Annotated in this window: 26 protein-coding genes; 8 read left to right on the forward strand and 18 right to left on the reverse strand. The window is 42.9% G+C overall.

Annotated elements, in window-relative coordinates:
- A partial coding sequence (locus EWV84_RS22445; protein WP_287078252.1) for a helix-turn-helix domain-containing protein occupies positions 1-118 on the reverse strand: 118 nt, incomplete at its 3' end.
- Between the two features lie 83 nt (positions 119-201).
- Here EWV84_RS22445 and EWV84_RS22450 point away from each other — a divergent pair.
- Complete coding sequence (locus tag EWV84_RS22450; protein WP_287080248.1) at positions 202-480, forward strand: type II toxin-antitoxin system PemK/MazF family toxin; 279 nt, start codon at positions 202-204, stop codon at positions 478-480.
- A gap of 202 nt (positions 481-682) precedes the next feature.
- A complete protein-coding gene (locus EWV84_RS22455; protein WP_287080195.1) occupies positions 683-1,489 on the forward strand; it encodes a DUF6515 family protein in 807 nt (268 codons plus the stop codon).
- On the opposite strand, the gene EWV84_RS22460 is transcribed toward EWV84_RS22455, so the two are convergent.
- A complete protein-coding gene (locus EWV84_RS22460; protein WP_287080197.1) occupies positions 1,486-4,548 on the reverse strand; it encodes a sll1366 family intein-prone helicase in 3,063 nt (1,020 codons plus the stop codon). The two genes, EWV84_RS22455 and EWV84_RS22460, sit on opposite strands and share 4 nt — an antisense overlap.
- Positions 4,549-4,747: 199 nt before the next feature.
- On the opposite strand from EWV84_RS22460, the gene EWV84_RS22465 reads away from it, so the two are divergent.
- A complete protein-coding gene (locus tag EWV84_RS22465) occupies positions 4,748-5,536 on the forward strand; it encodes a pentapeptide repeat-containing protein (protein WP_287080199.1) in 789 nt (262 codons plus the stop codon).
- Here EWV84_RS22465 and EWV84_RS22470 read toward each other — a convergent pair.
- Positions 5,533-5,904, reverse strand: a complete 372-nt coding sequence (locus EWV84_RS22470) for an ArsR/SmtB family transcription factor (protein WP_286824748.1) — start codon at positions 5,902-5,904, stop codon at positions 5,533-5,535. The genes EWV84_RS22465 and EWV84_RS22470 overlap by 4 nt on opposite strands.
- A 102-nt stretch (positions 5,905-6,006) precedes the next feature.
- Complete coding sequence (locus EWV84_RS22475; protein ID WP_158200921.1) at positions 6,007-6,171, reverse strand: metallothionein; 165 nt, start codon at positions 6,169-6,171, stop codon at positions 6,007-6,009.
- Between the two features lie 361 nt (positions 6,172-6,532).
- Here EWV84_RS22475 and EWV84_RS22480 point away from each other — a divergent pair, with 361 nt between their 5' ends.
- A complete protein-coding gene (locus EWV84_RS22480; RefSeq protein WP_286824749.1) occupies positions 6,533-7,177 on the forward strand; it encodes a Uma2 family endonuclease in 645 nt (214 codons plus the stop codon).
- Positions 7,178-7,228: 51 nt separating this feature from the next.
- On the opposite strand, the gene EWV84_RS22485 is transcribed toward EWV84_RS22480, so the two are convergent.
- From EWV84_RS22485 to EWV84_RS22500, 4 genes are all read right to left on the reverse strand, one after another.
- Complete coding sequence (locus tag EWV84_RS22485; RefSeq protein ID WP_287080202.1) at positions 7,229-7,603, reverse strand: hypothetical protein; 375 nt, start codon at positions 7,601-7,603, stop codon at positions 7,229-7,231.
- Between the two features lie 443 nt (positions 7,604-8,046).
- Entirely contained in the window at positions 8,047-8,322 is a 276-nt protein-coding gene (locus tag EWV84_RS22490) for a type II toxin-antitoxin system PemK/MazF family toxin (protein ID WP_287080203.1), read from the reverse strand.
- A complete protein-coding gene (locus EWV84_RS22495) occupies positions 8,309-8,494 on the reverse strand; it encodes a hypothetical protein (protein ID WP_002761554.1) in 186 nt (61 codons plus the stop codon). The genes EWV84_RS22490 and EWV84_RS22495 overlap by 14 nt, the downstream gene beginning before the upstream one ends.
- A 281-nt stretch (positions 8,495-8,775) precedes the next feature.
- A complete protein-coding gene (locus EWV84_RS22500) occupies positions 8,776-9,348 on the reverse strand; it encodes a DUF2808 domain-containing protein (RefSeq protein WP_287080204.1) in 573 nt (190 codons plus the stop codon).
- 275 nt (positions 9,349-9,623) lie between these two features.
- Between EWV84_RS22500 and recF the strand changes: the two genes are divergently transcribed.
- Positions 9,624-10,751, forward strand: a complete 1,128-nt coding sequence (gene recF, locus EWV84_RS22505; RefSeq protein WP_287080207.1) for a DNA replication/repair protein RecF — start codon at positions 9,624-9,626, stop codon at positions 10,749-10,751.
- 108 nt (positions 10,752-10,859) lie between these two features.
- Here recF and EWV84_RS22510 read toward each other — a convergent pair whose 3' ends face one another.
- The 3 genes from EWV84_RS22510 to EWV84_RS22520 all read right to left on the reverse strand — a co-directional run bounded on the left by EWV84_RS22510 (position 10,860) and on the right by EWV84_RS22520 (position 13,398).
- Complete coding sequence (locus EWV84_RS22510) at positions 10,860-11,924, reverse strand: DUF3592 domain-containing protein (RefSeq protein WP_287080208.1); 1,065 nt, start codon at positions 11,922-11,924, stop codon at positions 10,860-10,862.
- 166 nt (positions 11,925-12,090) lie between these two features.
- Positions 12,091-12,801, reverse strand: a complete 711-nt coding sequence (rpiA, locus tag EWV84_RS22515; protein WP_002757733.1) for a ribose-5-phosphate isomerase RpiA — start codon at positions 12,799-12,801, stop codon at positions 12,091-12,093.
- A 72-nt stretch (positions 12,802-12,873) separates the two neighbouring features.
- Positions 12,874-13,398, reverse strand: coding sequence for an RNA recognition motif domain-containing protein (locus EWV84_RS22520; RefSeq protein ID WP_287080210.1), 525 nt, complete (start codon positions 13,396-13,398; stop codon positions 12,874-12,876).
- Between the two features lie 572 nt (positions 13,399-13,970).
- Here EWV84_RS22520 and EWV84_RS22525 point away from each other — a divergent pair.
- Together EWV84_RS22525 and EWV84_RS22530 are read left to right on the forward strand one after the other, a co-directional pair.
- Positions 13,971-14,171, forward strand: a complete 201-nt coding sequence (locus EWV84_RS22525; protein ID WP_002739006.1) for an NblA/ycf18 family protein — start codon at positions 13,971-13,973, stop codon at positions 14,169-14,171.
- A gap of 133 nt (positions 14,172-14,304) precedes the next feature.
- Complete coding sequence (locus tag EWV84_RS22530) at positions 14,305-15,186, forward strand: universal stress protein (protein WP_287080212.1); 882 nt, start codon at positions 14,305-14,307, stop codon at positions 15,184-15,186.
- Between the two features lie 2 nt (positions 15,187-15,188).
- On the opposite strand, the gene EWV84_RS22535 is transcribed toward EWV84_RS22530, so the two are convergent.
- From EWV84_RS22535 to EWV84_RS22560, 6 genes are all read right to left on the reverse strand, one after another.
- Positions 15,189-16,172: a permease gene (locus EWV84_RS22535; RefSeq protein ID WP_287080214.1), complete on the reverse strand. Its 984-nt coding sequence runs from the start codon at positions 16,170-16,172 to the stop codon at positions 15,189-15,191.
- A gap of 26 nt (positions 16,173-16,198) precedes the next feature.
- Positions 16,199-16,441 (reverse strand): thioredoxin family protein, encoded by a 243-nt coding sequence (locus EWV84_RS22540; RefSeq protein WP_287080216.1) that lies wholly within the window; start codon positions 16,439-16,441, stop codon positions 16,199-16,201.
- Positions 16,442-16,455: 14 nt separating this feature from the next.
- Positions 16,456-16,851 (reverse strand): arsenate reductase, glutathione/glutaredoxin type, encoded by a 396-nt coding sequence (arsC, locus tag EWV84_RS22545; RefSeq protein WP_287080250.1) that lies wholly within the window; start codon positions 16,849-16,851, stop codon positions 16,456-16,458.
- Positions 16,852-17,038: 187 nt separating this feature from the next.
- Positions 17,039-17,659, reverse strand: coding sequence for an arsenical resistance protein ArsH (gene arsH, locus EWV84_RS22550; RefSeq protein WP_287080219.1), 621 nt, complete (start codon positions 17,657-17,659; stop codon positions 17,039-17,041).
- A 19-nt stretch (positions 17,660-17,678) separates the two neighbouring features.
- The gene (locus EWV84_RS22555; protein ID WP_287080222.1) at positions 17,679-18,410 is read right to left on the reverse strand and encodes an MIP/aquaporin family protein; all 732 of its coding nucleotides are present in this window, start codon (positions 18,408-18,410) and stop codon (positions 17,679-17,681) included.
- A 104-nt stretch (positions 18,411-18,514) separates the two neighbouring features.
- The gene (locus EWV84_RS22560; protein ID WP_287080225.1) at positions 18,515-18,853 is read right to left on the reverse strand and encodes an ArsR/SmtB family transcription factor; all 339 of its coding nucleotides are present in this window, start codon (positions 18,851-18,853) and stop codon (positions 18,515-18,517) included.
- A 174-nt stretch (positions 18,854-19,027) separates the two neighbouring features.
- Here EWV84_RS22560 and psb30 point away from each other — a divergent pair, with 174 nt between their 5' ends.
- Positions 19,028-19,147: a photosystem II reaction center protein Ycf12/Psb30 gene (psb30, locus tag EWV84_RS22565; protein ID WP_002736367.1), complete on the forward strand. Its 120-nt coding sequence runs from the start codon at positions 19,028-19,030 to the stop codon at positions 19,145-19,147.
- 202 nt (positions 19,148-19,349) lie between these two features.
- Here the strand turns inward: psb30 and EWV84_RS22570 are convergent, their stop codons facing one another.
- Positions 19,350-19,490, reverse strand: coding sequence for a hypothetical protein (locus EWV84_RS22570; protein ID WP_287080229.1), 141 nt, complete (start codon positions 19,488-19,490; stop codon positions 19,350-19,352).
- Positions 19,491-19,600 lie beyond the last annotated feature (110 nt).

Here is a 19,600-nt window from a genome sequence, read left to right on the forward strand (position 1 = left end):
CTTGTGTTCTGAGATGGAGAGCTTTATTGTAAACCAATCTTACACAGCCCAAAGTGCGCCGCAATAGCGACTCTTGTTCTGGTGTGGGGTAAAATCGAAACCAATAGGCTTTTTCCATGTCTCACATTTTAGCATATATTTCGTAAATGTGTTAATATTTAACGGTAAAGCCGTCGTAGAACGACGGGGTTTCAGACCCAAATTTTCGATGAGCAAATGGGTAATTGTCCAGCACTGGTGGTAAGCCCTATTGATTTTAATCGCAAGATTGGTTTTGCCTTTGTCTGCCCGGTGAGCAATACGCAACGCCAGAACCCTTTCTACGTCAAGATTCCAGATGGAGAGGCGGTGACAGGAGTTATCATGGTAGATCAACTGCGAGCGTTGGACTTCCGAGCGAGAAAAGCGAGCTTTATCGGTAAGTGTCCAGAACAGTTGCTCCAGGATGTTCTCAGAAGAATTAAGCCGATTCTGTTCTGATCGGGACATTCTCAAAAGCCTTACACATCCATTGTAGCTATCCCTCTCGCTCTTTACTCAAAATTATCGAAAATGTTCCCGCCAGAGTTCGTGTAGAAACAGGAGAGCGTTTTTTTGGCACCAGAAACCGTCGAACGCTTGCAGAAAATAATCTGGGAAGATAAGCAGCCAAGGCGAATAAAAAAATCAAGGAGTCCGGGTTATGAAAAGATCTTTACGTCAAAACTTATGTGTTCTTGCCGCCCTCCTCTTGGGTACAAGTTTACTGGTAACGGATTATGTGGACGCTCGCGGTGGCGGTGGTGGCGGTAGTCGTGGCGGTGGTGGTGGTAGTCGTGGCGGTGGTGGAGCTTCCCCACGGGTTAGCCGCAGTAGTGATCTGCAAAACAGGGGGAATTTTAGTAATCGTTCCCAACCTTCCAGAGATTTTTCTGGAAGACAGGGTGAACGGCAAACCGGTCAACAAAACCGTCAAGGGGAACGCACGGAAAGACAGGGTGAACGGCAAACCGGTCAACAAGAACGGCAGGGTGAACGCAGCGAAAGAACCGATACCCGTCAAGGGGAACGCACGGAAAGACAGGGTGAACGGCAGCAGCAGGTTAGCGATCGCCAACAGAACCGTCAGGACTTTATTGACGATAATCGCAACGGTTACTGGCGTGGTGGCGGTTGGTACGGTGGCGGTTATTACGTCCCCCCGGGTTGGGGTTGGGTGGGGTTGACCACTGGCCTAGTCATCGGTTCAGCGATCGCTACTCTCCCCCCCTACTACAATACCGTCTATGTGGGTTCCACTTCCTACATTTACTCGGACGGCATCTATCTTCAGCCTAGCGGTAGTTCCTACACGGTGGTGGCCCCTCCAATCGGCGCAATTGTCACCTATCTTCCCGACGGCTGCACCACAATTACGGCTGACAATACGCTTTATTACAATTGTAGCGGTATCTACTATCAGCCCCTGTTTGAGAATGGTTCCACGGTTTATCAGGTGGTTCGCTTCTAATCGGTTTCTTCTTCATCAATAATTGCCGATCGATCTAATAATAATAAATCTCGTAGGCGATCGGTATCTAATTCTGTTAACCAATTTTCTCCAGCATCTACGGTTTGTTCCGCTAATTGTTTCTTGCTTTCGATCATCTCATTAATGCGTTCCTCTAGGGTTCCCGTACAGATGAATTTATGTACCTGAACATTGCGTTTTTGTCCGATACGGAAAGCGCGATCGGTGGCCTGATTTTCTACGGCCGGATTCCACCAACGATCAATATGAAAAACGTGATTAGCGCGGGTTAAATTTAATCCTGTTCCCCCCGCTTTGAGGGAGAGAATAAAAATCTTTGGTCCCTGGGGATCATTTTGAAAGCGCTCGATCATTTCTACCCGATCTTTTGCTTTGGTAGAACCGGAGAGAAATAATATTTCCTCGGCTAATTTTTTCTGGAGATGGGTTTGTAGGAGTTTTCCCCACTCGGCAAATTGTGTAAAAATTAAAGCTCGATCGCCTTCTGCTATCACTTCCTCTACCATGGCTTCTAAACGTAATAATTTTCCCGATCTTTGACTGGTTTCTAAACTATTTTCTTTCAAAAAATGGGCGGGATGATTACAAATTTGTTTTAGTTGCATTAGCAAGGTTAAAATTAATCCATGTTTCTGAATTCCTTGAGTTTCTTCAATTTTCTGGAGCGTTGTCTCGACTAATTGTTGATAAAGTTGTCCCTGTTCTTTCGATAAACCACAAAAAATATTCATTTCCTGTTTTTCTGGTAAATCTTCAATAATATTTTTATCGGTTTTTAATCTCCGTAAAATAAAGGGACGGACAAGGGAACGTAAATTATGCAGGGATTCTTGATCGCCGTATTTTTCAATAGGAAGAGCAAAACGACGCTGGAAAAATGTTTGAGTTCCTAAAAAATTGGGATTGAGAAAATCCAAAATTGACCATAATTCCGTCAGGCGATTTTCTACGGGAGTTCCCGTTAAGGCAATCCGAAATCCTGCGGGTATTTTTCGCACTGCTTGGGATTGTTTAGCCGTAGAATTTTTAATATTTTGAGCTTCATCTAAAACTAAACCTTGCCATTGTACTGCTTCTAAACTGGACAGATCGCGATAGATTAAAGGATAACTGGTAATAACAACCGATTTATTTTTTACCTCTTGAGCAAAAGCTTGACCTTTTAATCTTTTTTCACCATGATGCACAAAAACAGCCAGGGTGGGAGCGAATTTTCTTAATTCATGTTCCCAGTTATTGACCACAGAAGTGGGAGCCACCACTAACACAGGATTAACTAACATATCCTGTTCTTTTAATGCTAGTAAAAAAGCGATTAATTGCGGGGTTTTTCCTAAACCCATATCATCGGCTAAACAAGCACCTAAACCCCACTTTTCTAGGAAAGCTAACCAACTAACTCCCTTGATTTGATAGGGACGTAATTCCCCCCGAAATTCCCGCGGTGGGTTGATTAATTGAATCCCTTGATTGTTATTTAAATTATCAATTAATTCCTTTAATGCTCCCTCCGCTTGGAAATTGACTACCGGCAGTTTAGCAATTAGATTATTATCTCCTGAACTCAAGCGCAGAGCATCTTCCACCGAGAGATTAAGGGGAGCGATGGTATTATTTAAAATTGCCTGAGCTGCTTTGACATCGGTTGGTTGTAGGATTAACCATTTGCCTCCCACTTCCACCACTGGCGATTTTTTCTCTAATAACTTATCAAAATCTTTTTTCGATATTTCCTGTTCCCCTACCACTAATTTAAGCTGAAAGTTTAATAAACTGGTTAAACTTAATCTTTCTCCTTTTTTGGGGGTGACAGTGGCAGCAATCTTAATTCCTAATCTTTGTTCATTACTACCAGCAGTTAAACCCGTTGGCAAAATTACCCCTAATCCCTGCTCTTGCAATTGCCAAGCGATCGAGCGAATAAACTGATAAACTTCGATCGAATCAAGAGAACATTCCTCCGGGTGTCTCTGCTCTAAACTAATTCTAATCGGTTCGTACAATCGCGCCGCTAATCCCAATCCTTTTAAGAGAATTTCCTGAGGATTATTGACAACTCTTTGATAACTATGATAACTTTCTTTGCCCTCTAACCAAATCAACTTGGCACTAATGAGAAATTCTTGATCATCTAACGCTTGTAAATAATAGGTTAGTTTCCACACTGTTCCTAGACTGGGAGGTTGCAAGGATAAACAAACACGGTATTGATTCTCGATTAATTGGCGATTATTGCCATTAACTAAACTTTCTTGGATAGGAAACACCCAGTTATTATAAGCATTTTCTAGACGCTGTAAATTCTTGGCTTCTAAAGCAATGTCATGATGATCACCGCTTAAAGATTGTAGCCAGGGTTTCACCATCAATGAGGGGGAAATATTAACACCACTATCTATCTTTTGTCGCAAACGAGCATCGACAATATTTTTCAAGCAATCGAGAATAATTATTTGTGGTTCGCTATTTTCTTGATAGGCAAGACAAACCGGGGGGATGGTTTGGATAAACTTAGCTAAACGAGTGCGATCGATGGTACTATCTAGCAGCGGATACCAGCAACTTTCACCTTGATTTATTCCCGCTAAAAATTTCCCCCTTGCTAATAAATCTAAACTCCAACGGTGCAAATACAGCCAAAATCGTAGATCATTGCCGATAAATTCGGCCTTAGCTAGGGGTAATTTCTCCCATAACCGCACTATCATCCCCGCAGAAAAAGTTAATCCCGATACCTGCCATGGTTGCCAAGACAAGGATTTAGCCGTGGGTTCGAGAATTTGCCCCGACAGCAGCGGTAAAAAATATTTTTTCCTTGGGGGGGAATAACTAGGTAAACTGAGCTTGATTGATTCTGGAGAATAGCGGTCAAGCTGAGGAGAAAATTTCTCGATAAATTGGGATAATTGCCCTGATTCTAGACAAAAAGGATGATTTTCCTTTGTTTCACTTGATTCCTTCCCTTGCCACTGTTCACCCCAAAGAAAAAAAACACTATCTTGCGAACGAATCAGCCAATTACCGTGTAGAGTAGTCATTATAAAATAGGGAAATTCCTCTAAAAAACCTGCTGTTGAAAAGGTAACAAATCTCGTTTGTCGCTTCTTCTGACCTTAAGAGCCTCTAATCTTCTATTTTAGTGGACAAGGGCTGATTTCTCAAGCAGAATCTGGTTCAGCGATTAGCCCCGATCGAATGGTTATTATCAATAATAATAAATAGAGTTATTTTTCAACTATGTACAAATCGATCGCCCTCACCCTCGTCCTCAGTCTTCCCCTTAACTTGTCCCTAGTTGGTCAGACGGAAGATTTAAACCATCTACAGCAATTATTATCCACCCGAAAATGTCCCCAATGCGATCTGAGCGGTTCGGGGTTAGTGCAATCGAATCTAGCTGGGGCAAAATTAAATGGGGCCAATCTCGTCGGGGCCAATCTTAGTCAAGCTAATTTAAGTGGGGCGGATCTGAGTGGGGCAAATTTAACCGGCGCCTCTCTTTTTGGTGCTAATCTCACTGGAGCGAACTTAACCGGGGCAATCTTGACGGGTGCGGATTTAAGAGGTACTTATCTCAATAATGCTAACCTCGACAACACCAAACTAGACACTGCCTATGTACAGGGTGCGGTGGGAATTCCCAGTAGTGCCGGTACTCCTGAACTATTCTACGGACTAGGAATGGTGGAAGGAAAACAGGGACGCACCAGCGCCGCTATAGAAAATTTTAATAAGGCCTTGACAATTAACTCAGAATATGCTCCAGCTTATCTGGCCCGGGCCATGGCTCACTATCGTCTGGGACAAAATGCGCTAGCAGCCCAGGACGCTCAAATGGCTTCGACTCTCTTTCAACAGCAAGGTAACACCCCCGGTTACGAAGCGGCAGAGAATTTTATTAAAGGCATGGAAATCGCCCTAAAACCGCGAGAACAGGGTGGTGGCAACGCTCAATTAGACCAAATGGTGCAGGGGATTGGTTCTCTGCTCTTACAGTTTGTTTTACCCGCTTTGGGACTGTTTTAATCCTCGTCCGCTGGCTCTTCTAAATGTTCCGAGACCGCGTAATAAAGGTCAAGAACATGATGATCGGCAAGACGATAAAAGACTCTCCGTCCCTGTTTTTGGTATTTAACTAATCTTAAGGCTCTTAGGGTTCTTAACTGGTGGGATACGGCCGATTCACTCATCCCTAAATCGTCGGCTAAATCACAAACACATAATTCTCGTTTGGCTAAAAGCGATAGAATTCTTAGGCGGTTGGCATCCCCCAAAAGGCTGAAAAATTCGGCCATTTTTTGGGCTTTTTCTAGTTCTAATCCCTGCAAGTTCTGGAATTTCCCCTCTTGGTGATGGGATTCCCCGCAAACCGGTGCTATTTTCTCTATGGCCATGTTTTTTCCCGATCGGTTATTAATTCCGATACTTTCCCCTTCTTCCCAATACTAGGGTTTGCTGAAAGGTTTTTAGATTTATTCGGCAAACCCTAACTAAATTTAACCGCAACCACAGCCCTTGTGTCCACAGCCTTTTTCGTTAACGTGACCATCGGCACAAGCTTGGCAACAGTAGTATTGATCGTTTTTTTCGATGGCATCGGCGATCGATACTACACACAAACAGGATTCACAAGCACATTTCATGGTGGTGACAGCGATCATGGTTACTACCTCTGAACTTCTTTACTGACTTTAGTATAACATCTGAACAGATGTTCATGGATTGAATAAAGTTAAATTTTTCTAAAACTCAGACGGGAAAGTTAGGCGGTTATCTCAAGGGTGAGGTGGGAAGTTCTCCTTGATTAGTGATCAGATTGGAGTTTTCAGTTCACTGTTTACTAGACCTCTTGCATATAGCGCGTTTCACGTTACTGAGGTATCGACAAGTTTTGCCAACAAAGAGTTTAAGCCCCTTGCCCATGCCTCATTCTGATGAAAACTGCTATATATAGTCTAAGGTAGAAAAAAGTTAAATACTGACTAAACCGCCCAATCATAACAACTGAGCCGACAAATTCTGATGTTATTAGCATTAAAACAACTAACTGTTACCCCAGGCGACCGCCTGTTGTTAACTTCACTCACTTGGCAAGATTATGAAAAAATTCTTGACGAATTGGGAGATCGACGGTCAATTCGTCTATCTTATAGTCAGGGAACTTTAGAAGCAATGACTCCTCTTTTTATTCATGAAAATACCAAAGTTTTAATCGGTGATTTGGTTAAAGTTCTCTTGGATGAATTAGAGTTAGACTATGAACCCGCTGGATCGACAACCTTTAAAAATCAGCAAATGGATCAAGGAATAGAACCAGATGAGTCTTTTTATATCGAAAATTGTGCTGCTGTCAGGGGAAAAAAGCGACTTGATCTGGCTATTGATCCCCCTCCCGATTTAGCAATTGAGATTGATATTACTAAGCGAACCCGATTTAATAATTATGAGCGATTGGGTGTTCCTGAATTGTGGCGATATAATGGAGAGAGACTGGAAATCAATGTTTTGCAAGGATCAGAATATGTTGAAGCTTGCCAAAGCCGACTATTTCCTCAATTTAATCTAATAGAAAAAATTCCAGAAACGCTACAAAATAGTCAAAAAATAGGTAGTGCAATGGCATTAAAACAATTCCGAATTTGGGTCAAGCAAAAGCTTAATGCCTGACTTTAAATGGACAACGAATTCAGGGAACTTTTGCCGATGATAATTTAGGGGTTACAGTTTTCGATGTAAGGCTGCACCTATTCCTAATACTCCTAAACTCAGTAACCCTAGAATTGATGAGGTTTCGGGAACGGAAGTAACAGGCGGATTTGAAATAGGCATTACTTTTAATGAAACTCCTCCAATATTATCGCTGTAAAAAGAATCGCCAATAAATAAATAAACATTGCTATCTCCCGTCAACGTAAAGGCAGTATTTTGACCATTAGCAAGTGCTAATGCTGGTGTAGCATAGGTGCCAGTTCCTTGACTAATGGAGAACTCACTAGAGCTAATCGAGTAATTGTTAACCCATCCATTTTGACAGTTTGCTCCATTAGCATCACATCCTTGAACAGTCCCCCAAGCATTCCAAGCATCGTACATACCCCCATCTGCTACTCCTATGTAATCAACTTGATAATCTCCTGCTGAAAAAAATTGAACAATTGGATTACCTGTATCATTAATTACAGAATTAATATTAATAATAGCTGCTTGAACAGGTACTATCGTTAGGGTACTAACAGCAATAGCAGAGGAAGTGATCGCAACCCTTAATAAGTTTTTCTTACCCCCCCCGCAAAATATATCAGTTTTACTAATGTCATGATTGAAAAGCCTCCGGAGAATTAGATTTGAGTGATTGTTTAGTTGTATAGTAGTATAGTAATGAAGCTTTCTGGATTGCTCAGGGGAAATTTAAGTAAGTCTTTGGGATCGCTTTAGGAAAGTTAATCATTGGATAAAATCAATGCTAGGGAATATTTAAGGATTTTTTGAGGGCAGTTTGAACTTGGTTTAGGATGTCTGAGGGTAAAATGCCTAGTTTAGGATTGAAAAACGGAATGGTTGACCGTCGCAATCTTGTCAGTTCTGATTACAGAGGTCTTTTTTAAGCCTGTTTGTGAGAAGTTGGGATGTCCTTCCCTAACCAATATCCAAGTTTCCCACCACTCTCCAGGGGGGATTTTGGAGAAGATTCCCAGGATGATTTGTTCTTCTCGATGTACAGCTAAAACTAGCGCGGGTCTGAGTTTTGTGGTGCTAAGGTCGCTGAAGGGAAAGCGAACTAACCAAATTTCGGCAGCTTTAGGGTTGGACATTGTAAATATCTTCCTCTGGGTCGTTCCATTCAGGAAAGCCTGTTTCTGCTAGTTTCATGAGGGTGAGGGTTTCTAGCTTGTCTTCGAGGTCTTCTAAGAGAGAAATTTGTTCTGAGAGGGGAAGTTGATAGACTAGGGTTTTGATTTCTTCAAGGGTTAGGGTGGAAATCATAAGACTCTGGGGTTGTCGAGATATACATTTATGTCAAGCAAACGCTTAATCCCTGACTTCAAATGGACAACGAAGTCAGGGAACTTTTGCCGATGATAATTTAGGGGTTACAGTTTTCGTTTTAAGGCTGCACCTATTCCTATTGATCAGTCATCAGTGATCAGATGTGAATTTTTAAGTGTGCAGTATTAAATAGAAGTTTCCTACTGTCTTTTTACTGTTTACTGCTCACTGATTACTGTTTACTGTTCACTGATTACTGTTTTTAGACGCGGAACAGCCTACCAGCGATCGCCAGCATCGTAAATTGCTAAACGTCCGACACCTATATCTAATCCGGGAGAATTGTCCCCGGGGGGATAAGCAGTAATTCCAAACTGATAGACACCACCATAATCGGGATTTCGTACTGGTTTCAGACCGATAGAAACGGTATTACCGGGGGGGACAGGAGGATCAAAAATGACCGTGATCGTCTGAGTATTGGGGTCAAAAGTAGTGGATTTTAGGGTTAATTTTTCGCCGCGCTGATTGCGATCGCCAAGAAAAGCAAAGGTTTGATCGACCAGAAAAGCAATAGTTTGAATATTAGGCTGCTGTTGTAGGGTTACTTTACCCAAGGGTGCCCCGAGAGACGGCGGTAGAGCGATGGTAAGATAGTATTTTGCCCCCCAAGTACGCACGGATTGGAAAGTAGCGGAGAAATTAACCAGAGTGGGAGAACTCTCAAAAAATACTCTGCCATCGGGAAATTGTCCTGCGAGGGAAACAGAAGCATCAAAAGCGAGTATAGCAATCAAAGCGAGTTTAGATAGACTTTCAGTCTGTTTTAAAGGCAAAAAAGGAATTTTCAAGGTAAAAGCTACTATAAAATATTGATTGTCAAGGGGAATTATAGCAAATTCACTTAACCCTCAACCGCTGCCATTATCAGTGATCAGTGATCAGTAATCAGTAATCAGTAATCAGTGATCAGTAATCAGTAGTCAGGAGACAGGAGACAGGAGATTATTTTTATTTATACTTCCCACACCCCACACCCTACACCCTACACCCCACACCCTACACCCCACACCCCACACCCCACTTCCCACTTCCCCAACCCCCAACACTTAACCCCCAAATTGCAATGTATCTCGAACACCTGCACCTTCACAGTTTTAGAAATTATGCCGAACAGATGCTAAAATTCGAGTCCAAAAAAACAATATTATTGGGCAATAATGCTCAGGGAAAATCCAATTTACTAGAAGCGATCGAACTTTTGGCCACTCTCAAGAGCCATCGAGTCAGCAAGGATCGGGATTTGGTGCTAGAATCGGAATCAGAGGCGAGAATTTTTGCTAGGGTTAATCGTCTTTATGGAGCATCAGAATTAAGTTTAATTCTCCGTTCTTCCGGTCGTCGCACCGTGATCCGCGACCGTCAACCCCTGCGCCGTCATCTCGATTTTTTGGGCGTGATTAATGCGGTACAATTTTCTAGTCTCGATCTGGATTTAGTGCGCGGTGGTCCGGAAGCTCGCCGAGATTGGTTAGATACTTTATTAATTCAATTAGAACCCCTATACGTTCATATTTTACAGCAATATAATCAGGTTTTACGACAAAGAAATGCCCTCTTAAAAGAGATTCGTAAACAGGAATTAGAGGGAAAAGTTTATGAGGATTTATCCCAACTAAAACTCTGGGATTTACAACTAGCAGAAACTGGTTCAAGAGTAACGAGAAGAAGGGCGCGAGTCCTGCAAAGATTAATTCCTTTAGCCCAAAAATGGCACGAAAGTATTAGCGGAAAAACCGAATTTTTAGAATTACAATATATTCCTAATGTGCCTTGGGTAGAAGATGATGTCAATGGGGTACAAAGGGCTTTTTTAGATAAGATTGAAACCCGTCGTTTGGCAGAGAAACAGCTAGGGACATCGGTAGTCGGTCCGCACCGGGATGAAGTGGATTTTTTAATTAACCAAAACCCCGCTAAATCCTACGGTTCCCAAGGACAACAAAGAACCTTAGTTTTAGCCTTGAAATTAGCGGAATTACAGTTATTAGAGCAGATTATCGGGGAACCTCCCCTACTACTCCTCGATGATGTTTTAGCGGAATTAGATATCGATCGACAAAATCAATTATTAGATGCGATCGAAGACCGTTTTCAAACTTTAATTACCACCACTCATCTCAGTTCGTTTGAGTCCCGTTGGTTGCAATCTTCCCAGATATTTTCTGTCAAAAAGGGACAGATTTTTTATTAGCCTATAGCCACCAGCCTTCAGCCATATTCAGTTATCAGTTATCAGGTTTTTCTCCCTATCTCTTCACTCTCTAGTCACCTCAGCAGTTTAACTATAAACTAAAGCTACTCATTCAGTAAATAGCTGCGATATCTCGGTAGTTTGCTCTAGAAAATTTCTCATATCTTCTGGTTTAATTGTTTGGTTTAATTTATAAATTACTAACCATTCACCACTAGCTTCCAAGTACCAACCATGGTTCTGCCCAAAAAATTGTAAGGTGTCAAAGTTCCAGATTTCTCGGATAGCAGATTCTGGCTGTCCTTGCAAGCAGTAAAATTTAGAAAAATCGGGGTGAGATTCAAAATCAATATCTTGTGATCCAAATAATTCTCCGATTTTATCGAATACATTTTCAGGTCGGAGTGTAAATTCTGGTAAGTTCTTACTGGGTGTATGGAAAACTGCTACCGTTTGAGCGTAGGTATGAGAATTGTCTCCAGAACCAGTCGTAAAATTATAGTCAAATAGAATAGTTTCCCTATCTTCTCCGTACTTGCTGAGGATATTTCTAAGATGGGGATAATTATGCCGACATAAAGGAAATCGACAGAAATCCTGCTTGGATAAATTTACATCTTCCTCCTGAAAAGTCATTGCTAAATTGGCGGCGACTTGTTGAAGTGCTTGTGTGCGTCTTTGTTGTAATTTCGGCGCAATAAAAACATCAGATAGAGTAATAATGCTCCCCATAAAAAACATTACACCTCCCACCAAGATCATACAAGAACCCCAAGAAACCCCCGGATCGAGGACGGATTTATCGGGATAGTTAGGGTGAAAATATACCTTTATCTTCTGTCCTTTCTCGTAGCGTCGGACAATCGAGCGAGCGTGTTCTGGATCACTACTCCCGAACTCTCCGAAAGACACTTGATCTGATAAGTAAGACTTTCCACCAATGGTATATTGGTATTGGATATTAGCATGATAGGAAATAGTAGAATCTTCTCCACTGCTACTCTTTGTCTCTGATGAAATGATCACTCCAGTTGTGGTTGGCCAATTTAGGCTATCTTGGCCATTTTTCAATTCTTCATATCCCTGTTTAATCATAGGGATACTAAGTGTCGCAAAGACTAAACCGAATAAGATGGCCAATAGTTTGGCTAGAATGGGATTAGATGTAGTCATCCTGATATCAACTCCCTTCCCCAGCTTGAGGGAATTCTGATTGACCCGATTCTCACTAACGATGTGTCCGGTAAAACCTAGCTTATTTTGCTCTTTGTCTGTATACACCCATAATAACAAAACAGGCCGCAGGCCTGTTTCACTATTAGCTTCAGAATAATTAATCCTACCTAATCTCGCGGACTACCGGCTTACCGTCGATAATTTCACCGACGAGAATTAGATCAGCAACCCCGACAAATAAACCATTTTCTAAAACCCCCGGCATATTATTAATAGTTCTTTCCAAATCAGCCGGATCATCGATACTATCAAATTTAACATCGATAACTAAATTGCCTTGATCCGTGACCACGGGGCCAGCTTTTTTCACTCCCATGCGCAGGGAAGGTTTACCACCGAGTGCCTCCAATTTTCGCATCACCGGAGTCATGGCCATGGGTAACACTTCCACCGGCAAAAGAAAAGTCGATCCCAACTTATCCACCAGCTTATTGCCATCCACTACCACGACGAAAATATCGGCGAGACTATCGACAATTTTCTCCTGAGTATGGGCAGCACCGCCGCCTTTAATCAGATTTTTCTGGGGATCCACCTCATCGGCCCCATCGATAGCGATATCCATCTTTGCGATGACATCGAGGGTAGTGAGGGGAATTCCGTACTTCCTAGCCAAAACTTGCGCTTGAAAAGAAGTAGGAACCCCGACAATATTGCTGATTTCCCCGCTTTGCAGTCTAGCGCCCAGATATTCGATCGCGTAGGCCGTCGTTGAACCAGTTCCCAATCCCACGACCGAATTAGATTGAACTAGATTAGCGGCCGCTTTACCGACCTCCTGTTTCATGAGAATGACCGGATCGATTGCTGTCATGATGCACATTCCTAAAAGCGATATTTTGAACCTCTTAGTTATCGGCTATCCGTTGCCCTCTTGTCAATGGAATTAGGGATTAGTGGCCTGAGCTGCTAACATTTCCTTGAGTTTAGCCAATTCATTGGCCCAACGGGGATCTGGCTGTAAAGCGTCACCATCGCTGGTAACTTTCGGGGTACTACTGCCACCCCGTTCAGCCTTGCGTTTTTTGCCGCTGCCGCCGCCACTGGATTTGCGCGGTGCTGCCGTCGTCGGTTTCGGAGTCGGTCTTTCGACTTTTTCTGGGGTTTCTACGCTTGCCTCTGTGCCTTCTGCTTCTTCCCCTTCTTCTTTACCTCCCTTGCTGCGGGGGAGAGCTTTCTCGATTTTGATCGGGTTTTCCATGAAGGATTGACCGTTGTATTTTTCGATAAACTGGTCAGCTAGTTCATCGCTAGGGACGGTAACGAAGGCAAAACCGCGACATTTGCCAGTTTTGCGATCTTTGATGACTTTAGTGGTAATCGTATCCCCTTCATCGGCAAAAAGCGCCTGTAATTTTTCGCGCTCGACGGATTCTTTGGGCAAATTACCAACGTATAGACGAACGGACATGATGGATTCCTCCAAGTATAGGTTGATGTAAAAACTTGTGCGACATTCCGTGCCTGTATGCTGATTTTTTTAAGGCAAACAGAGCTAAGGAGGATGTTTCCCAGCGATAAGCTTGTAGTTTCTGCACGATAGCGGCTGTGGCCGTCAATTTCGACTATCCTTAACGATTTCAACGAGAGGGACGGAATCTAGGGGTTACGTTTTTTAGCTGTTAACAGGGCTAATCATTCAACTTACCCGATTTATGTCGCTCTATTCGATTATTACAGAATGTTTACACAATTTGTCAAATATTTTCTCTCGCTCCGGGCTGCCATGGAAAAAATAAGTATAACTACTTAAGTATTTGTTCACAGTAAGCAAAATTTTATTAAAACTCTTGCTAAATGTATCATTATATGCTTCTTTCCTTTTGGCGGCAGGGTATCCTAGCTAACGGGAGGGAAAAAGCAAAACCCTCTCTACAGATACATTGACACTTTGTCAAGTATTTGTTACATTAGTTAAAAAAGGTGCTACCAATCACCGATCTCGCTTGTTATCAACCACTGCCTTCATCAAGGAGGAACACCATGTCTCAACCGATCGAACTTTCCTTAGAACAACAGTTCAACATTCGTTCTTTTCAGACTCAGGTAGAAAAAATGAGTCAGGAGCAAGCGCAGGATTTCCTGATCAAGCTCTACGAACAAATGATGGTCAGAGAAAATATGTACAAAGCTTTTCTCAAACACCAGTGGGGTCTAGATTCTAATCCCTGGGCTCCCCAATAACTCATTTCACCCCTGCGGGCGACCTCTTTCTCCGGCTGGGTTTCTCCGGAAACGAGCTAGGGATGCGGGGCGCATTTCTTCACCTTTTTAGCTATTCTTAGGGAAGAATAACCGAATTGCAAGGGGTTAATTTATGTTCGAGCGCGCTTTGATCTGTACAGATCTTTTCGATGGTCTCCATCGTCTTGTCCATTGTGTGCCACACTTAGCCCTAAGCGGCTTAAAACAAGTTATCTTCCTCCACAGTATTCCGGTTTGGGAACAACCCACCCTCGCTGCCGTAGATCAAGCGAAAATTGACGCGGCCAAAGAAAAATTAGCCCCAGCTTTAGCAAATATTCCCGACGGTATGACAGTTATTGTCGAAATCTCTAACCGTCGTCCCGTGGATGCCGTGCGGGAAGTCCTCGCTAATCACTCTATTGACGTGATTTTGATGGGAAATCCCATGCGCGGTGCTGTCCAAGAAAAATTATTCGGTAGTACCAGTTTAGCGATCGCAGGTATTACCGATATTCCGCTGCTGATTTTCCGACCGCAATTATTATCAGTTTATACTCACGATGAATTGGCCCTGCGCTGTCAACATCTCTGGAAACATTTATTAATTCCCTACGATGGCAGTCCCGACGCGATTTATCTAATTGAACAGATAGAAAAATACGCTCAAACTCGATCCCCCGGCTCTTTTGAGCAATGTCTTCTCCTCCGGGTAGTGGAAAATATCAGTCGCGATCCCGGTGTCACCGAATGTCGCTTAAATGATGCCCGTCAGCAATTAGAATCGGTGCAAGTGCGACTAGAAAAACTCGGTTTGCAAGTACAGAGCGAAGTGCGACAAGGAACACCTGTATTAGAAGTTTTGACGGCAGCAGAAGAAAATGATATCAGTGCGATCGCTGTAGCCACTTCCCATCGTTCTAATATGTTGGAATGGTTAGCAGTGCGTCGGATTAATGAAGATATTCTTCATCAACTGTGGTTCCCCTTATTATTTTTCTCACCGAAGGGATAGGCTCAAATTCCTAACAGGTTAAACAAATAACCCACCCCGATAATACCGACGGTGACAAGGGAGATAAACACTGTTAAGAGGGGGATTTTTAACACCTTTCTCAAGATAATCATTTCCGGTAAAGATAGGGCAGTAACAGCCATAGTAAAAGCTAGGACTGTACCCAGGGGAATGCCCTTACTAACCAGTGCTTCCGTTATGGGTAAAACTCCCGCAATATTAGCGTATAATGGCACTCCCATCACCACTGCTAAAGGCACAGCAAAGGGATTGTTTTTTCCTGCCCAATTAGCGATAAAATCGGCGGGAACATAACCATGAATTACCGCACCCACAGCAATACCAATCACCACATATAACCACACGGATTTAAAGATTTCTACCGCTTGATATTGTCCCTGTTGAAAACGTTGTTTCCAAGTCAGAGCTAGTTCCTCGTCTTCCTCTTGAGGTTGATAACTTTTTTGTAATTCCCAGACAAAAGGTTCCACCCATTTTTCTAGTTTTAATTGACCGATAATATAACCGGAAATAATCGCTAAAATTAAGCCAAAGCCAATATACAATAAAGTCACTCTGAACCCGAATAAACCCCAAAGTAAAATTACCGCCACTTCGTTAACCATCGGGGCAGAAATTAGATAGGAAAAGGTTACTCCCAAAGGGACACCCGCTTCTAGGAAACCAATAAATAACGGTACAGCAGAACAGGAACAAAAGGGGGTAATAACACCAATACAACCCGCCAAAATATTACCCAAAAAGCTGAATTTTCCTGCCAAGAAATTACGGACTTTACCCGGATCGAGAAAGCTTTGCAAAGTTCCCACAAAAAAGCTAATTGTTAACAATAATGTCAGAACTTTTGGTACATCGTAGAAGAAGAAACGTAGCGACGAACCGAGGGAATAATCAAGGGATAAACCAAAGATTCTCGTTACTAATTGCGTCGCTAACCAATCAAAGGGATAGAAGGGGTCAAACATAATTATATTACCCCGAAAAAAGAGAATTATTGCGGTAATAAAGATTGAATTTGTTCGGGGGATAAAACCCGACCTTTACTAACCACTTTACCATTAATTACTAAAGCGGGGGTGGACATTACACCCCGTTTAGCAATTTCGATCGGATCGGTAATATGGGATACTTGAGCGGTGATACCTTGAGCGGTGACAGCCGATTTAGCATTAGCTTCTAACTGCTGACATTTTTTACAACCTGTCCCCAAAATTTCCAGATTGATAGTATTCATACCTGTCAAACTCCTTAACTTAATTGCTCGATTAATCCGACAACTTTAGCCTTAATTTCATCGCGAACTCGGCGAAAAGTTTCCATGGTTTGACCATCGGGATCATCAATTAACCAATCCTCGAAAATTTCCTGTAAAACCCATCCTTCCGGCAGATTGACACCGCAACCACATAGGGATATAACGGCATCGTAATCTTCGGGATTAAAATCCCTAATTGGTTTAGAAGTTTGGTCAGTAATATCGATACCAATTTCCTGCATAACTTCGATTGCTCCGGGGTGAACTTTGGCCGCTTCTAATCCGGAACTGGTGACGGCAATTTTACCCGCGCCTAAAGTTTTAGCGAAACCCTCGGCGATTTGGGAACGACAGGAATTTTTTCTACAGGCAAACATAACTTTTTTCATGATTTTAACTCCTAGAAATCTAATTAGGGGATAGGGGATAGGGGATAGGGGATAGGGGATAGGGGATAGGGGATAGGGAAATAGGGGATAGGGGATAGGGGATAGGGGATAGGGGATAGGGAATAGGGGATAGGGGATAGGGAATAGGGGATAGGGATTAAGAAACATCTTCCCCAACACCCAACCCCTAACACCGTTTTTTCGCTTTTTCCTTCCTTTCACTATAGCGATCAGTCAGATAATCTACCTGATCTCGCAGGAGAATGGTAAACTTATAAAGTTCCTCCATCACATCAATAACTCGATCTCGATAGGGGGAATCTTTCATCGTGCCATCCTCATGAAACTCCTGATAAGCTTTAGCCACAGAAGATTGATTAGGAATAGTAAACATTCGCATCCAACGACCAAGAATTCGCAGAGTGTTAACCGCATTAAAAGATTGGGAACCTCCGCTTACTTGCATGACTGCTAAAGTGCGTCCTTGGGTAGGTCTAACCGCACCAATACTTAAGGGAATCCAATCAATTTGGTTTTTGATAATGCCGCTAATATTACCGTGAAGTTCGGGAGATGACCAGACTTGACCCTCGGACCATTGACTTAATTCTCGCAATTCCTGTACTTTGGCATGAGTATCGGGAACACTGCCATAAATCGGCAACTCACGGGGATCAAAAAAGCGCACTTCTGCCCCCAATTCAGTGATAATTCTGGCAGCTTCTTCTGCTAATAAACGACTGTAGGAACGTTGCCGCAAAGAGCCATACAGAAAAAGAATTCTTGGTTTGTGAGTCGATTGGATCATGATTACCAACAAGCAGAATTTATTTTAAGTCTCGGAAACCATCGGATAGTAGGCCGTAAATAATTACAGCTAATTGAGCGCCTAAAATCGGTGCTATCCAGTAAACCCAATGGTGTTGCCAAATTCCTGCCACGAAAGCAGGCCCCAGAGAACGCGCTGGATTCATACTGGCACCAGTAATCGGCCCCATAAAGGCCGCTTCTAGGGCCACGGTTAAACCGATAGAGATGCCAGCAAAACCAATAGGGGCGCGACGGTCTAAACCAGAGCCTAAAATCACTAGCATGAGAATAAAGGTGAGAATGGTTTCAATACAGAAAGCTTGTCCCCAATTTCCCTGTAAAGGCAGAGTTGCGCCCAAATTTCCCACTCGGCCCAGACAGAGTACAAGAGTGGCAGAAGCGAGAATCGCACCGAGACACTGGGCGATAATATAGGGAATTACCCAAGATTTCGGGAAAAAGCCGCTTGTCCAAAAGGCCAGGGTAACGGCGGGGTTAAAATGAGCTTTACTGATATGACCAAGAGCATAAATCAGGGCCGCTACCACCGCACCGAAAACCATACTGATACCGAGATGGGTAATTGCACCATTGCTGATTTGATTGACCATTACCGCCCCTGTTCCCGCGAAAATGAGGATAAAAGTCCCCAAACATTCCGCTAGACATTCCCGCACACCTGACCGTTTTAAGAGACGAAAAGATGAGCGAGTTTGGCTCCAAGGCGCGATCGAGAAGGGTTTCGGCATAACAGACAATCGATCGAATAACCCGATTGTATATCAAAAAAAGTTGATATGTCAAGGTTAAAAGCCTTTTATAAAGCTTTAATATTTCTAAAAATCTTGATTGGTTACTGATTTTCCCCGCAGGTACGAGCGGGGACGAGGGCTGCAAAACGACGATATTCGGATAGATATTCTTCTAGGAGAAGAAATTGAGATAGATTTAGGCTGTAGTAGATCCAACGACCTTCTTGACGACTGCGGACTAAATTGGCTTCTTTTAGGGTTTTTAGGTGAAAAGATAATTTAGATTGGGCGATATCGAGATGGTCGCACAATTCACAAACGCATAATTCCTGATGTCGCAAAAGTTGCAGAATTTGCAGTCGCAGGGGATCCGAGAGTGCCTGAAAACCAGTATAAATCTGGGTTAACGAGTTGGGAGATGTGGCCAGAGAGTTGAACATTGAGATTGCCCCTAGTGGGAAGGAAATAGGAAAGCGGGAAAATTCAGAATTGCAACAAAACTTTATGTATTTTTGTATCGAATCAGGAAAACCAGCGAATCATCCCCTGTATTATAGACAATGGTTTTGACCAGATTAGCCCTTAAAATCATTGTAAACAGGTTAGGAGACATCATGGAATTATTTGCGGCTCTCAATTTAGAACCTATTTTTCAACTCACCTTCGTGGCGCTAATCATGTTAGCTGGCCCCTTTGTCATTTTCCTACTAGCTTTTCGTGGGGGCGACCTATAAAAACCGCCTCCCACCCATTGTTATTCGTGCTTTTTTGACTTCTCTCCTCTTTAGGGAGAGATTTTTTGTCTAAAAGTCGGGAGTCAGTTATCAGTCATCAGTTATCAGTCATCAGTTATCAGAGGCGTTGTCAGATCAGAATATGAAAGATGCAATGCAATCCTTGTTATCAAAGTAATTTCAGTTCCGGTGCTGATTCGGATCATCTTTCAATTTGACAACGCCGATTACTGTTTACCGAAAAGCCCCCATTGCCACTTCCCCCCGCAACGGCTCGACTGAGCATCGCCGAACGTCGCGCACGAAGTGGTCTCCCCACTTCCCCACTTCCCCACTTCCCCACTTCCCCACTGATTACTGTTTACTGATCACTGAAAAAAGCATCCCATTTCCCCCTCTCCTAAGAATCGACTGCTAAGATCGAACATAGCGATCGATCTCTCGCTCCCACGA

The sequence above is a fragment of the Microcystis sp. M_QC_C_20170808_M3Col genome, from assembly GCF_007095505.1.
In the GTDB taxonomy this organism is placed as follows: Bacteria; Cyanobacteriota; Cyanobacteriia; order Cyanobacteriales; family Microcystaceae; genus Microcystis.

Coding starts and splice junctions, on each gene's coding strand:
- EWV84_RS22455 (WP_287080195.1), top strand. CDS start 683: ATGAAAAGATCTTTACGTCAAAACTTATGTGTTCTTGCCGCCCTCCTC.
- EWV84_RS22460 (WP_287080197.1), bottom strand. CDS start 4,548: ATGACTACTCTACACGGTAATTGGCTGATTCGTTCGCAAGATAGTGTT.
- EWV84_RS22465 (WP_287080199.1), top strand. CDS start 4,748: ATGTACAAATCGATCGCCCTCACCCTCGTCCTCAGTCTTCCCCTTAAC.
- EWV84_RS22470 (WP_286824748.1), bottom strand. CDS start 5,904: ATGGCCATAGAGAAAATAGCACCGGTTTGCGGGGAATCCCATCACCAA.
- EWV84_RS22475 (WP_158200921.1), bottom strand. CDS start 6,171: ATGATCGCTGTCACCACCATGAAATGTGCTTGTGAATCCTGTTTGTGT.
- EWV84_RS22480 (WP_286824749.1), top strand. CDS start 6,533: ATGTTATTAGCATTAAAACAACTAACTGTTACCCCAGGCGACCGCCTG.
- EWV84_RS22485 (WP_287080202.1), bottom strand. CDS start 7,603: ATGTACGATGCTTGGAATGCTTGGGGGACTGTTCAAGGATGTGATGCT.
- EWV84_RS22490 (WP_287080203.1), bottom strand. CDS start 8,322: ATGTCCAACCCTAAAGCTGCCGAAATTTGGTTAGTTCGCTTTCCCTTC.
- EWV84_RS22495 (WP_002761554.1), bottom strand. CDS start 8,494: ATGATTTCCACCCTAACCCTTGAAGAAATCAAAACCCTAGTCTATCAA.
- recF (WP_287080207.1), top strand. CDS start 9,624: ATGTATCTCGAACACCTGCACCTTCACAGTTTTAGAAATTATGCCGAA.
- EWV84_RS22510 (WP_287080208.1), bottom strand. CDS start 11,924: ATGACTACATCTAATCCCATTCTAGCCAAACTATTGGCCATCTTATTC.
- rpiA (WP_002757733.1), bottom strand. CDS start 12,801: ATGACAGCAATCGATCCGGTCATTCTCATGAAACAGGAGGTCGGTAAA.
- EWV84_RS22520 (WP_287080210.1), bottom strand. CDS start 13,398: ATGTCCGTTCGTCTATACGTTGGTAATTTGCCCAAAGAATCCGTCGAG.
- EWV84_RS22525 (WP_002739006.1), top strand. CDS start 13,971: ATGTCTCAACCGATCGAACTTTCCTTAGAACAACAGTTCAACATTCGT.
- EWV84_RS22530 (WP_287080212.1), top strand. CDS start 14,305: ATGTTCGAGCGCGCTTTGATCTGTACAGATCTTTTCGATGGTCTCCAT.
- EWV84_RS22535 (WP_287080214.1), bottom strand. CDS start 16,172: ATGTTTGACCCCTTCTATCCCTTTGATTGGTTAGCGACGCAATTAGTA.
- EWV84_RS22540 (WP_287080216.1), bottom strand. CDS start 16,441: ATGAATACTATCAATCTGGAAATTTTGGGGACAGGTTGTAAAAAATGT.
- arsC (WP_287080250.1), bottom strand. CDS start 16,851: ATGAAAAAAGTTATGTTTGCCTGTAGAAAAAATTCCTGTCGTTCCCAA.
- arsH (WP_287080219.1), bottom strand. CDS start 17,659: ATGATCCAATCGACTCACAAACCAAGAATTCTTTTTCTGTATGGCTCT.
- EWV84_RS22555 (WP_287080222.1), bottom strand. CDS start 18,410: ATGCCGAAACCCTTCTCGATCGCGCCTTGGAGCCAAACTCGCTCATCT.
- EWV84_RS22560 (WP_287080225.1), bottom strand. CDS start 18,853: ATGTTCAACTCTCTGGCCACATCTCCCAACTCGTTAACCCAGATTTAT.
- psb30 (WP_002736367.1), top strand. CDS start 19,028: ATGGAATTATTTGCGGCTCTCAATTTAGAACCTATTTTTCAACTCACC.